This is a genomic window from Amycolatopsis palatopharyngis, from assembly GCF_003385185.1.
In the GTDB taxonomy this organism is placed as follows: domain Bacteria; phylum Actinomycetota; class Actinomycetes; order Mycobacteriales; family Pseudonocardiaceae; genus Amycolatopsis; species Amycolatopsis palatopharyngis.
This window is the reverse complement of record NZ_PQHZ01000024.1, coordinates 22,156-34,588: the sequence shown is the minus strand read 5'-3', so window position 1 is coordinate 34,588 and position 12,433 is coordinate 22,156. Positions and strand designations below refer to the sequence as shown.

The window sequence follows — 12,433 nt, the reverse complement described above, 5'->3', positions numbered from 1 at the left end:
ATTCTGTGTTCGGCGTCGAAGTGCTGGTCGCCGGGCCCAGGTAGGGTGCCGTGCTCGTGACGACTCGTGTGATCGTCGGAGCCGCGATCGTGCGCTCCGGTTCGGTGCTCGCTCAGCAACGTTCCTACCCGGCCGAGGCCGCGGGTCTGTGGGAACTGCCAGGCGGGCGGGTCGAACCCGGTGAGTCCGATGCGCTCGCGCTGCGCAGGGAGTGCGCGGAGGAACTCGGCGTGACCGTGCGGGTGGGCAGCCGGGTCGGGCCGGAGGTCGACCTGCCAGGGGGCTCCGTGCTGCGGATCTACGCGGCCGAGATGGCCGGCGACGGTGAGCCGCATCCGGTGGAGCACCGGGCACTGCGCTGGCTCACCGCCGCCGAACTGGACACCGTGGAGTGGCTACCGGCCGACCGGGTGTTACTTCCCGATCTTGGCGCGCTACTGGCCGGCGCCGGCCAGTCGTAGCGCGGCGTTCAGCCGGTGCTCGCCCCGTTCCGCAGCGCGTACCGCTCCGCCCTTGCGCACCCTGCCGAGTTCGGCGGGATCGGCGAGCAGGGCCAGCGCGGACTCGCGCACCGGTCGCAGGGTTTCGAGCACGGCTTCGGTCACCGTCTCCTTGAGTTCCCGGTACGAGCCGATCCCGTCCGCCGCGGTTTCCGGCGCGGTGGCAGTGCAGGCGGCGAGGATCTCGACCAGGTTCGTCACCCCGGCGTGAGCCGGATCGCTGGAGACACCGATCGTCTCGGTCGCGGTGCCGCCGTCGGTGATCGCGCGGCGGATCTTGCGGCGGACCAGATCGGGTTCGTCGAGCACGAAGACGACGCCCGCCGAGTCGTGGGCGGATTTCGACATCTTGCGCGAAGGGTCGCTCAGGTCCCGTACCCGCGCCGCGACCGGCGGCAGAACCGCGCGGGGGACCGTGAAGACCTCCCCGTAGGTGGCGTTGAACCTCCTGGCCAGTGCCCTGGCCAGTTCGACGTGCTGGCGCTGGTCCTCGCCGACCGGTACCTCCGAAGCGCCCTGCAGCAGGATGTCGGCGGCCATCAGCACCGGGTATGTGAGCAGGCTCAGCCGTGCGCCCGTCCGCCCTTTGCTCGATTTGGCCCGAGCCTTCTCCTTGAACTGGATCATCCGGGCCGCTTCCCCGTACGTGCAGGTGCATTCCAGGATCCAGGCGAGCGCGCCCAGTTCCCGGGTCAGATCCGACTGAACGAAGACCGAGTCCACCGGGATTCCGGCGGCGATCAGCACCGCCAGTTGTTCCGCGGTGAGTGAGCGCAGTCGAGCGGGGTTGTGTGGCGTCGTCATCGCGTGCAGGTCCGAGACGAAGTACAGATCGTCGCCGTTGCCGGGGCTTGTCCGAGAACTCGGATCACCGTGGGCGCGCAGGTCGCCGTTCTCAGACGACCGCTCAGCCCAGTGCCGGATCGCGCCGAGGTAGTTCCCGAGCTGAACACGGCCGGACGGGGTGATGCCGGAGAGCCTGGTCATCGAATGCCTTTCCCTGGTCGTGCCGCCCGGGAAAGGGCTTCGTTTCGCTACCGAGACGGCCGCCCTCCTGGGCGGCCATCTGTTGTGTCAGTGCACAGTTCGGTTGCCGCCTGCTGGCGGCCACCACTGGGCGAGACAGGTGTGCACGGGTCGGAGTGTAGCCGCGGGCGGTCCCGGCGATGAATCGCTGGCCGTTGATGAGCGATCGTGTTGTTCTCGAGGCCCGAATCCAGGCGCAGAAGGTTTATGGTATAGGGCATGTTCGTCGTACTGCTGACTCATATCGCGCCCGTCGAGGAGATCGACCTGGTTCTGCCAGATCACGCGGAGTGGCTGGCGAAACAGTACGAGCGCGGCAACTTCCTGGCCTCGGGCAGGCGCGAGCCGCGGACCGGCGGGGTGATCATCGCCAAGCCGATGTCACGGGGCAAGCTGGACGCCATCCTCGCCACGGATCCGTTCGTGGTGGGGCACCTGGTGCACTACGAGGTGATCGAGTTCGTGGCGACCAGAACGGCCCACGAACTGCACGCCCTCAACGAGGCGGTCGCGCACTAGCGGCGCAGATCAGGCCGCCTTGGCCTTCGCCTTCTTCAGGGCGAGCACCGGACATTTCTTGCAGCGCGGCTTCGACTTGCAGCACTTCTTCTTGACCTTGCCGGACTTGACCAGTTTGCGCACCACTGCCTGTGGGTCGTCGCCGTCGTGCTTCTTACCCACGCCACACTCCTGATCTAGGCGTCTCCCCGCTGTCCGGGACGGGTTCCCACGTTAGGTGAGGCTAACCGACTTTTGGGCGTGGGCCTCGTCACAGCCGGGCACCAGGTATCCTGGTACGAGATCGCGTGTGACCAGAGTCGGTCACCGGGCTTCAAGTGCTTGTCGCGATCGACTACCCGATACCCAGTCTCAGGAGCTCATTCGTGCCCGCAGCCAGCGTAACCGCAGCACGCGCCGAGGAGTCGACGTCCGGCAGGACCCGACCCGATCTGCGCAACGTCGCGATCGTGGCGCACGTCGACCACGGCAAGACCACGCTCGTCGACGCGATGCTCCGCCAGTCCGGCGCCTTCGCGGAGCGGGCCGAACTCGTTGACCGCGTGATGGACTCCGGTGAGCTGGAGCGGGAAAAGGGCATCACGATTCTCGCGAAGAACACGGCCATCCGCAGGCAGACCGCTGACGGCCCGATCACGATCAACGTGATCGACACTCCTGGCCACGCTGACTTCGGTGGCGAGGTGGAGCGCGGTCTGGCCATGGTCGACGGTGTCGTGCTGCTGGTGGACGCCAGCGAGGGCCCGCTGCCGCAGACACGGTTCGTGCTGCGTAAGGCACTGGAGGCGAGCCTCCCGGTGATGCTCGTGGTGAACAAGGTCGACCGTCCCGACGCTCGTATCTCCGAGGTGGTCGACGAAACCCACGACCTGCTGCTGGACCTGGCGGGTGACATCGAGGGCATCGACGACGACGCGCTCGACGCGCTGCTGACGCTGCCGGTGGTCTACGCCGCGGCCCGCGACGGCAGGGCGAGCCTGACCCAGCCCGCCGACGGTGGCCAGCCCGACAGCGAGAACCTCGACCCGCTGTTCGAGACCCTGCTCGAGCACGTCCCCGAGCCGGTGGCCGATCCCGAAGGCCCGCTGCGCGCGCTGGTGACGAACCTTGACGCGTCCAACTTTCTCGGCCGCATCGCGCTCATCCGCATCCACTCCGGCAAACTGCGCAAGGGGCAGAACGTGGCCTGGATGCGGGAGGACGGCACGATCCAGTCCGTCCGCATCTCCGAGCTGCTGGTCACCGAGGCCCTCACTCGCGTGCCCGCTCAGGAGGCCTCCGCTGGCGACCTCGTGGCGATCGCGGGTATCCCCGACATCACCATCGGCGACACGCTGGCCGACCCGGAGGACCCCGAGGCGTTGCCGCGGATCACCGTGGACGAGCCGGCGATCTCGATGACCATCGGCGTCAACACCTCGCCCCTCGCGGGCCGCGGTGGCGGCGACAAGGTCACCGCCCGGCTGGTCAAGGCCCGTCTCGACCAGGAGCTCATCGGTAACGTCAGCATCCGCGTGCTGCCCACCGAGCGCCCGGACACCTGGGAGGTGCAGGGCCGAGGTGAGCTGGCGCTGGCCATCCTCGTCGAGCAGATGCGCCGGGAGGGCTTCGAGCTCACCGTCGGCAAGCCGCAGGTGGTCACCAAGACCATCGACGGCAAGCTGCACGAGCCGTACGAGCGCCTCTACATCGACTCGCCCGAGGAGTACCTCGGCGCGATCACCCAGCTCCTCGCCGCCCGCAAGGGCAAGATGGGGCACATGGGCGGGCACGGCACCGGCCGGATCAAGCTGGAGTACGTCCTGCCCGCACGCGGACTGATCGGATTCCGCACGGACTTCCTCACCGAGACCCGCGGCACCGGAATCGCGAACCACGTGTTCGAGGGCTACTTCCCCTGGGCGGGCGAGATTCGCACCAGGCACAGCGGCTCGCTGGTCGCCGACCGGTCGGGCCCGATCACCGCCTACGCGATGATCCAGCTCGCCGACCGCGGCACCTTCTTCGTCGAGCCTGGTGCCGAGGTGTACGAGGGCATGGTCGTGGGGGAGAACCCGCGCGCCGAGGACCTCGACATCAACATCACCAAGGAGAAGAAGCTCACGAACATGCGTTCCTCCACAGGTGACGAGCTGGAGCGGCTGGCCAGGCCGCGCAAGCTCGGTCTGGAAGAGGCGCTGGAGTTCTGCTCGGTCGACGAATGCGTCGAGGTGGCGCCCGAGGTCGTCCGGGTGCGCAAGGTGACGTTGGACGTCAACACCAGGGCCAAGGAGCGCTCGCGCGCGAAGAGCCGCGACAACGCTTCCTGACCTGCTGTGATGCGGTCTCCCAAGGCGCGAACTCACGGTGAAGGGAACCTGGACGGGGTGTGAAACGTCCGCCAGTTAGCGGTACCGAAAGCCGGAGCGTATGCCTGTCTGGCACTCTCGGTACCGCTGGCAGGAGATCCGCGTGGAGCAGGACGGGTCCCCGCCGGCAAGTGAGGCGAGGAGGGACGACTCGGTGCGGACGAGATTGTCACGTGCGGGACTGGGCCTTGCCCTGGGTCTGGCCGCACTTACCGGCTGCACCAACGCTCCGCCTCCGCCGGTGGTGACCACCCCCGTCGCCGAATCGTCTCCCGCACCGGAGGAGACCGCGTCGCAGATCGTCGTCGGCGTGAACGACATCAGCGGTGGGTACAACCCGCACAACATCGCGGACGGTTCCACCGTGACCTCGGCGCTGTCACAGCTGTTGCTCCCTTCGGTGTTCCGGCCGGAGGACGACGGCAGCCTCGCTCTGGACGAGACGTTGATGGTCTCGGCCGAGGTCACCAGCCGATCCCCGTTCACGGTCGCGTACGAGATCCGTCCCGATGCCTCCTGGTCGGATGGGGCGCCGATCGCCGCCGAGGACTTCATCTATCTCGCCGATGCGATGCGCACCGAGCCAGGTGTGGTGCAGCCCGCGGGTTACCGGCTGATCTCCGGCATCGAGTCCAGGGAGGGTGGCAAGCGGGTCGAGGTCACCTTCGCCGAGGCGTACCCGGGCTGGCGCACGCTGTTCGACAACCTGCTGCCCGCACACCTGCTCAAGGACGCCCCCGGCGGCTGGCGGGGCGCCCTCGCCGAAAGCTTCCCAGCCTACGGTGGCCCGTTCTCGATCAAGACGCTGGACAAGGGTCGCGGCGAGATCATCCTGGAACGCAACGAGCGGTACTGGGAGAAGCCCGCGGCGGTCGATCGGCTGGTGCTGCGCAGTGCGGACCAGGCTGGGATGGCCGCGGCGCTGCGCAGTGGCAACGACCAGTTCGCGATAGCCCGTACCGACGCCACCGGCCTCAACCTGTTCGGTGAACTGGGGCAGGAGATCGACCTGCATCGGATCGCCAGGCCCAGGACGGCTTCGTTGCTGCTTCGGCCGGTCGGCGCCCTGACCGACGACCAGGTCAGGGCCGGTATCGCCGCCCTCATCGACAGGACAAAGCTGATCGAGGAAGGGATCGACGGTGGCCCCTCGGCCACACTGCGGGCGGACGCTCAGGTGACGCCCCCGTCGGATCCCGCATACACCCCGACACTGCCGACCGGTGACGACGGAGCGCCCATCGCCGAGGCGAACTCCACCGAGGCGGAGCGACTGCTCACCGCGGCCGGTTACGAGCGCGAGGCCGGCACCTGGAGCCGGGACGGTGAGACACTGTCCGTCGTGCTGGCAGCGCCGCGGGAAGAGCGGCCCTACACCACCATCGCCCAGGAACTGCAGCGCCAGCTGGTCGCAGCCGGGGTGGAGGTGCGGCTGGTGACCCCACCCGCGCGGGAACTGTTCGCGAGCCAACTCGCGATGCCCGTGGAGTCCGGTCAGGGCAATGCGACCAACACTGGCAATGTCGGGGTGGATATCGCCGTGGTGCCGCAACCGACCGGTGGTGACCCCGCTTCCACGCTGGCGTCGCTGTTCGGTTGCGGGCTTGACCGGGAAGAGCAGACGGAGAACGCCCCGGACATGCCGGCGAACCCGGCCGCGTTCTGCGTCGAAAGCCTGCAACCCTCGATCGAGGCCGCGCTCACCGGTGCGACCGAGCCCGCCGAGGCACTCGCCGAGCTGGAACCGGAACTTTGGCGGCAGAACGTTGTCATCCCACTCTTCCAACTGGCCGACACGCTGGCTGTGGGAGACGGTGTCATCGGTGTCGCACCTGGACCACCGCTGGCTGGTCCGTTCGGAGCAGCGGTCAACTGGACTCGCGGCGCCAAGTAGTAGGTCCGCTACCTGTGCGTCACCCTTTGGTCACGATTGCCTCCAGAAGAGTGACCGGGCACACAGGTAGTTCCTAGCGTTGCCCCGCAACACGCCAGGCCACAATCTCTGGCGTGTTCTTTCGGTGTCAGGAGGGCACAGGTCCATGAGGAGATCCAGAGCATTCTCCGTCTTGTCGCTGGCGGCTGTTTCGGCCTTGGTGCTCAGCGCGTGCGGAGGGGATGACGAGGGCGGCGATTCGAGCGCCGGGATCGATACCGACGTGAAGAGCATGGCGACGAGCAAGGGGCAACAGGGCGATACGTTCAAGGTCGGTGCGGCCGCCGCGTTCGACCAGGCCATTGTGGCGATCGACCAGGGCTATTCGGGGTACAACAACGACACCCCGGATACGAACACGTCCTACAACACGTTCGTTCTCGTCCCGGTGCTGGCCGGTGCCTTCGTCCTCGACGGCAACAACAAGGTCCTGCTCAACGGCGATGTGATGGAGTCGGTGGAGGTCACCTCCCAGGATCCGCAGATCGTCGAGTACAAGATCAAGCCGGACGTGAAGTGGTCGGACGGGCAGGCCTGGGACTGCGACGACTTCCACCTCGCGTGGTTGTCGCATACCGCCAAGGTCGAGTCGTTCACCGCGGCGCAGACGGCGGGCTACGAGTTGATCGCCGACGGAACCTGCAAGGACGACCTCACGTTCGAAACGAAGTACGCCGAGCCGTACCTCGACTACAAGGACCTGTTCCAGCCGACCGCGATCATGCCGGCGCACATTCTGGAGCAGAAGACCGGAATCGCCGACATCACGACTTTGAAGCCGGGCGGCGACGCCGGCCAGTTGCAGACCGCCGGTGAGTTCTGGAGCAATGAGTGGAAGGCCTTCGACCCGGCCACGATGCCGGGTTCGGGTCCGTACATGTTGACCGCGTTCGACCAGAACTCCGACCAGGTGACGCTGGAGAAGAACCCGGAGTGGGCCGGTGCGAAGGGCGGACCGAACAAGGTCATCGTGCGGGCGATCCCCGACACCAAGGCCATGGCGACGGCCCTGCAGAACGGCGAGGTGGATGTAATCGGCTCGGTGCAGCCGGACGCGACCGCCGCGGCCACGTTGCAGAGTCTGTCCTCTCAGGGCGTGACGTACGGGTCGGCCCCGCGCCTTTCGTTCGAGCATCTCGATCTGAACTACGACCGGATTTTCGCCGACGACGCCGCGCGCAAGGCGTTCTTCCAGGTGGTCGGCCGGCAGGAGATCGTGGACAAGTTGATCAAGCCGGTCCAGGCCGACGCGATCCCGCTGAACAGCATCATCTTCTTCCCGGGCGAGGAAGGCTTCGTCGACCTCTACGGCGACAAGGCCGGTCAGGGCGCCGAGGCGGCCATGAAGACCCTGGAAGACGGTGGCTGGACCAAGGGATCGGACGGCATCTATGCCAAGGACGGCAAACGGCTGTCGTTCGAGATCTCGCATAACGACAACGCCCGCCGCAGCCAGACGGTGGAGATCATCATCGCACAGGCGAAGGCGGCCGGTATCGAGGTCAAGGACGACACCGACGCCAACTTCCTGAAGGGCCGGGTCGACAAGGGTGACTACGACGTCGCCTTGTTCGGCTGGTCCTCCACCCCGTTCAAGTCCTCGCAACAGCCGATCTACACCTCCGACGGCAGTCAGAACTGGCAGGGACTGGCGGATCCGACGATCGACAAGTCCTTCGGGGCGGCCGTGTCGGCGACTGACGAGGCCGCGGCCATCCAGGCCTACCAGGCGGCGGACAAGGCGCTCGCCGAGCAGTACGCCTCGATTCCGTTGTTCCAGACTCCCTCGATGTGGGGATTCCGGGGTATTGACCGGGTTTACATGCAGTCTTACTACGGCCCCATGTGGAACCTCGGGGAATGGGAGAAAACGAGCTAGGAATGGCGGTGCCATGTCCGCTTCGGTGGCGTTCGACGCTACCGAAGCGGACATGCTGGGGTGATCGGGACCTGAACGTTCGGTCGGTCAGGCGTCTGGGTGATTCCAGCAGGTAACCGGCGCATTTCCAGAAGCAAGCCAGATGTCACCCTTTGGTCACGATCGCGCTGGAAATGGTGACTGATAGTGCTGAAGGTTTCTAGCGTGCTCGATCAGTGCGCCAAATGAGTGTCGGTTGGCGTGTCGTAGGCTCCGGCTCATCTAACCGGAGCCTTGTGGGTCCATGGTCCGATGTCAGGGCCCAGTGCTAGGAGGGCACACGTACATGAGGAGATCCAAGGTTGTCTCCGCTGCATCGATCGTCGCGGCCTCTGCGCTCGTTCTGAGCGCTTGTGGTGGCGGCGACGACGGCGGCGACTCGAACAACGGCTCGACCAGCGATGTCAAAAGCATGGCTACGGGCAAGGCACAGGACGGCGACCAGTTCAAGCTGGCCGAGGCGGAGCCGTTCGACGAGGCCATTGTCGCGATCGATGACGGCTTCTCGGCGTACAACAACAAGACGCCGGATGCGAACAGCTCGTACAACAACTACGTGCTGACCGCTGCGATCACCGGCCCGTTCGTCCTGGACGGCAACAACAAGGTCCTGCTCAACGCCGACGTGATGGAGTCGGTGGAGGTCACCTCCCAGGATCCGCAGGTCGTCGAGTACAAGATCAAGCCGGGCGTCAAGTGGTCCGACGGCGAGGCTTGGGACTGCGACGACTTCTACCTCGGCTGGCTCTCGCACAGTGGCAAGGTCGAATCTTTCACCTCGGCCTCGACCACCGGCTACGAGCTCATGGACGTCACCTGCAAGGACGACCTGACCTTCGAGACCAAGTACAGCGAGCCGTACCTGGACTACAAGGGCATGTTCAGCGACCAGATGCTGCTGCCCGCCCACATCGTGGAGAAGCAGGCAGGCGTCGAGGACATCACCGCCCTGAAGCCGGGTGGCGACGCCGCCAAGCTCAAGGCCGCTGGTGACTTCTGGACCAAGGAGTGGGGCGGCTTCAACGCCGAGACCATGCCGGGTTCGGGCCCGTACAAGATCGCGTCCTTCGACGCGAACACCGAGCAGATCGTCCTGGAGCGCAACCCCGAGTGGATCGGCGCCAAGGGTGGTCCGGACAAGATCACCGTCCGGGCGATCCCGGACACCAAGGCGATGGCCACCGCGCTGCAGAACGGCGAGATCGACGTCGCCGCTTCGACCCAGCCGGACGCCACCGCTGCCTCGACGCTCAAGGGTCTGTCCTCGCAGGGCGTTGTCTACGGTTCGGCCCCGCAGCTCACCTATGAGCACTTCGACCTGAACTTCAACCGGATCTTCGCCGACGACGCCGCCCGCAAGGCGTTCTTCCAGGCGATCAACCGGCAGGAGATCGTGGACAAGCTGATCAAGCCGGTCCAGGCCGATGCCGAGCCGAAGAACAACGTCATCTTCTTCGAGGGTGAGCCGGGCGCGAAGGACGTCTACAGCGACAAGACCAACCAGGGCGCCGAGGCAGCCAAGAAGACCCTCGAGGAGGGCGGCTGGAAGCTGGGCGAGGACGGTATCTACGTCAAGGACGGCAAGCGCCTGTCGGTCGAGATCTCGCACAACGAGAACGCCCGTCGTAGCCAGACCGTGGAGATCCTCATTCCGCAGATGAAGGCAGCGGGCATCGAGGTCAAGGACGACACCGACGCCAACTTCCTGAAGGGTCGCGTCGACAAGGGCGACTACGACGTCGCGCTCTTCGGCTGGTCCTCGGCACCGTTCCACGCCGAGAGCAAGGCGATCTACACCACCGGAGGCAACCAGAACTGGCAGGGTCTGTCCAACCCGGACATCGACGCTGCCTATGAAACCGCCGTGTCGGCCACGGATGAGCAGGTCGCGCTGGAGGCCTACCAGGCCGCCGACGCCGCGCTCGCCGAGTCCTACGCGACGGTGCCGCTGTTCGCGACCCCGTCCATGTGGGCCTTCCGCGGTATCGACCGGGTGTACATGCAGTCGTACAACGGTGCGCTGTGGAACGTCGGCGAGTGGGAAAAGACTGAGTAGTCACTTCCTGTCCGCTTCTGCTGACTGAATGTTCCGGAGGGGATCGGAACCGGGCCAACAGCCTGGTTTCGATCCCCTCCGGAAGTAGCTGTTGACCGTGGGCCGACCGCCACTACGGTGGACAACCGGGCGTGGGCGTGAAATCCAGCTCCGGCCTGGACGAGGAGCACTCCGTTGAATCTGGTTTTGTACGTACTACGCCGTGTGGCGATCTCAATTCCAATTTTGCTGATCGGTACCTTCGGCGTTTTCCTGATGGTCGCCGGCGCGGGCGACCCACTTGCGCAGCTGTACTCATTGCCCGGCGTGAGCCCGGAGGCCATCGCGGCCACGGCGAGCGAACTGGGCCTCGACAAGCCACTGGTGCCGAGATACTTCGACTGGCTCGGTAGCTTTCTGACCGGCGACTGGGGAATTTCCATCGCGCAGGGCTCTGCCCGGGAGGAAGTGTTTCCCAAGGTCATCAGCGCCTACGAGGTGACCATCAAGCTGGTCATCGGCGCCGAGTTCGTCGCGATTGTCCTTGGTGTCGTGGTCGGCGTGCTGGCCGCGGTCAAGCAGTACTCCATCGTGGACTACGTGGCGACGACGCTGGCCTTCCTGATGTTCTCGATGCCGATCTTCTGCGTCGCGATCGTGCTCAAGCAGTACGCGATCGAGCTGAACGCCGTGGTCCGTGACCTCGGATTGAGCGACTGGCTGGGTAACCCCTGGCTGCGGACGACGAGTCCGGAGAACCTGAAGTTCGATGGCTTCGGTGACTTCGTCGTCGACTACACAGGCGCGTTCCTGCTGCCCACGCTTTCCATCGCCGCGATCAGTTTCGCCGCCTACAGCCGGTTCCAGCGTGCGTCGATGTTGGACACGCTGAACTCGGACTACGTGCGCACGGCACGAGCGAAGGGCCTCTCCTCCTCGCGGGTCGTCTTCCGGCATGCGTTCCGAAACGCCCTGATTCCGGTCACGACGCTGTTCTCACTGAACTTCGCGCTGGTGCTGACCGGCGCGATCATCACCGAACGAGTGTTCAGCTGGAACGGTATGGGCACGCTGCTCGTGGAAGCGGTGAACAAGAACGACCCGAACGTCATGATGGGCTGGATGGTCCTCGTCGCGACGACTGTGGTCGCCTTCAATCTGATCGCCGACCTTCTGTACGGCATCCTGGACCCGAGGATTCGCGTTGGCTGACATCAATTCATTACTCGCTGGCGCCAGTACAGACCACCCTGCGGGGCCTGGCGACCAGGAACCTGAGCACTTTCCGAAGCCTCGGAGCCAGGGCCAGCTTGTTCTGCGCAAGTTTCTCCGGCACAAGCTGGCCATGGCGAGCACGGCGGTGCTTCTGCTGATCGTGCTGATCGTCACGCTCATGCCGATCTTCTGGCCGTACAGCTACACCGAGACGGTCGGCGGTTTCCTCGAACCGAGCGCCGATCACCCTCTTGGTACCACCCAGGTCGGCAAGGACATGGTCTCGCAGGTCCTGCGGGGTACCCAGTACTCACTGATCATTGCGCTGACTGTGTCGATCGTGGCCACCGCCCTCGGCGTGGTGTTCGGTGCGGTCGCAGGTTACTTGCAGGGGATCACTGATTCAGCGATCTCCCGGCTGACCGACCTCTTCCTGATCGTGCCGCAGATCGCCGCTGCAGCGATCCTGGTCAAGGTGTTCAGCGGTAGCTGGTACGTCGTGGCATTGGTGCTCGCGGCATTCGGCTGGATGCAGATCGCCAGGATCACTCGTGCCGAGTCGATGTCGTTGTCCCAGCGGGAGTTCATCGAGTCCGCACGGGCTTCGGGGGCGGGCACAGGCCGCATCGTGTTCAAGCACCTGGTGCCCAACATGGTCGGCAGCATCACGGTGAACGCGACGCTCACGGTCGCGCAGGCCGTACTGGCCGAGGCAGCGCTGTCGTTCATCGGTCTCGGTGTCCAGTTGCCGGACACCTCGCTGGGCCGGGTCATCTTCGAGAACTATGCCGAACTTGGCTCTCGGCCCTGGTTGTTCTGGGGACCGTTCGTGGTGCTGGTACTGATCTCGCTGTCGATCAACTTCATCGGTGACGGTCTGCGGGACGCATTCGATCCCAGGCAGAAGCGCATGAAGTGATAAGAAAGTAGCGTACTGAG

At 65.5% G+C, this 12,433-nt stretch carries 10 protein-coding genes; 8 read left to right on the top strand and 2 right to left on the bottom strand.

The window, feature by feature from the left end:
* Nucleotides 1-56: 56 nt before the first annotated feature.
* The gene (locus D0C15_RS19000; protein ID WP_170161348.1) at nt 57-461 is read left to right on the top strand and encodes a (deoxy)nucleoside triphosphate pyrophosphohydrolase; all 405 of its coding nucleotides are present in this window, start codon (nt 57-59) and stop codon (nt 459-461) included.
* On the opposite strand, the gene trpS is transcribed toward D0C15_RS19000, so the two are convergent.
* Nucleotides 435-1,487 (bottom strand): tryptophan--tRNA ligase, encoded by a 1,053-nt coding sequence (gene trpS, locus D0C15_RS18995; protein WP_116047255.1) that lies wholly within the window; start codon nt 1,485-1,487, stop codon nt 435-437. The two genes, D0C15_RS19000 and trpS, sit on opposite strands and share 27 nt — an antisense overlap.
* A 258-nt stretch (nt 1,488-1,745) precedes the next feature.
* Between trpS and D0C15_RS18990 the strand changes: the two genes are divergently transcribed.
* Nucleotides 1,746-2,045 (top strand): YciI family protein, encoded by a 300-nt coding sequence (locus D0C15_RS18990; RefSeq protein WP_116047253.1) that lies wholly within the window; start codon nt 1,746-1,748, stop codon nt 2,043-2,045.
* Nucleotides 2,046-2,054: 9 nt separating this feature from the next.
* Here the strand turns inward: D0C15_RS18990 and D0C15_RS34535 are convergent, their stop codons facing one another.
* A complete protein-coding gene (locus D0C15_RS34535) occupies nt 2,055-2,207 on the bottom strand; it encodes a hypothetical protein (RefSeq protein ID WP_170161347.1) in 153 nt (50 codons plus the stop codon).
* Nucleotides 2,208-2,410: 203 nt separating this feature from the next.
* Between D0C15_RS34535 and typA the strand changes: the two genes are divergently transcribed.
* The 6 genes from typA to D0C15_RS18960 all read left to right on the top strand — a co-directional run bounded on the left by typA (nt 2,411) and on the right by D0C15_RS18960 (nt 12,413).
* Nucleotides 2,411-4,354 (top strand): translational GTPase TypA, encoded by a 1,944-nt coding sequence (typA, locus tag D0C15_RS18985; protein WP_211323259.1) that lies wholly within the window; start codon nt 2,411-2,413, stop codon nt 4,352-4,354.
* A gap of 193 nt (nt 4,355-4,547) precedes the next feature.
* A complete protein-coding gene (locus D0C15_RS18980) occupies nt 4,548-6,287 on the top strand; it encodes an ABC transporter family substrate-binding protein (protein ID WP_425455405.1) in 1,740 nt (579 codons plus the stop codon).
* Between the two features lie 145 nt (nt 6,288-6,432).
* A complete protein-coding gene (locus D0C15_RS18975) occupies nt 6,433-8,205 on the top strand; it encodes an ABC transporter family substrate-binding protein (RefSeq protein ID WP_116047247.1) in 1,773 nt (590 codons plus the stop codon).
* Between the two features lie 325 nt (nt 8,206-8,530).
* The gene (locus tag D0C15_RS18970; RefSeq protein WP_116047245.1) at nt 8,531-10,300 is read left to right on the top strand and encodes an ABC transporter family substrate-binding protein; all 1,770 of its coding nucleotides are present in this window, start codon (nt 8,531-8,533) and stop codon (nt 10,298-10,300) included.
* Between the two features lie 174 nt (nt 10,301-10,474).
* Entirely contained in the window at nt 10,475-11,491 is a 1,017-nt protein-coding gene (locus D0C15_RS18965; RefSeq protein WP_116047243.1) for an ABC transporter permease, read from the top strand.
* Nucleotide 11,492: 1 nt separating this feature from the next.
* The gene (locus D0C15_RS18960; RefSeq protein ID WP_162830150.1) at nt 11,493-12,413 is read left to right on the top strand and encodes an ABC transporter permease; all 921 of its coding nucleotides are present in this window, start codon (nt 11,493-11,495) and stop codon (nt 12,411-12,413) included.
* The last annotated feature ends 20 nt before the right edge of the window (nt 12,414-12,433 follow it).

What these genes read in the sequence shown, in the direction of transcription:
- trpS (WP_116047255.1), bottom strand. Translation starts at nt 1,487, where the DNA reads ATGACCAGGCTCTCCGGCATCACCCCGTCCGGCCGTGTTCAGCTCGGG.
- D0C15_RS18990 (WP_116047253.1), top strand. Translation starts at nt 1,746, where the DNA reads ATGTTCGTCGTACTGCTGACTCATATCGCGCCCGTCGAGGAGATCGAC.
- D0C15_RS18975 (WP_116047247.1), top strand. Translation starts at nt 6,433, where the DNA reads ATGAGGAGATCCAGAGCATTCTCCGTCTTGTCGCTGGCGGCTGTTTCG.
- D0C15_RS18970 (WP_116047245.1), top strand. Translation starts at nt 8,531, where the DNA reads ATGAGGAGATCCAAGGTTGTCTCCGCTGCATCGATCGTCGCGGCCTCT.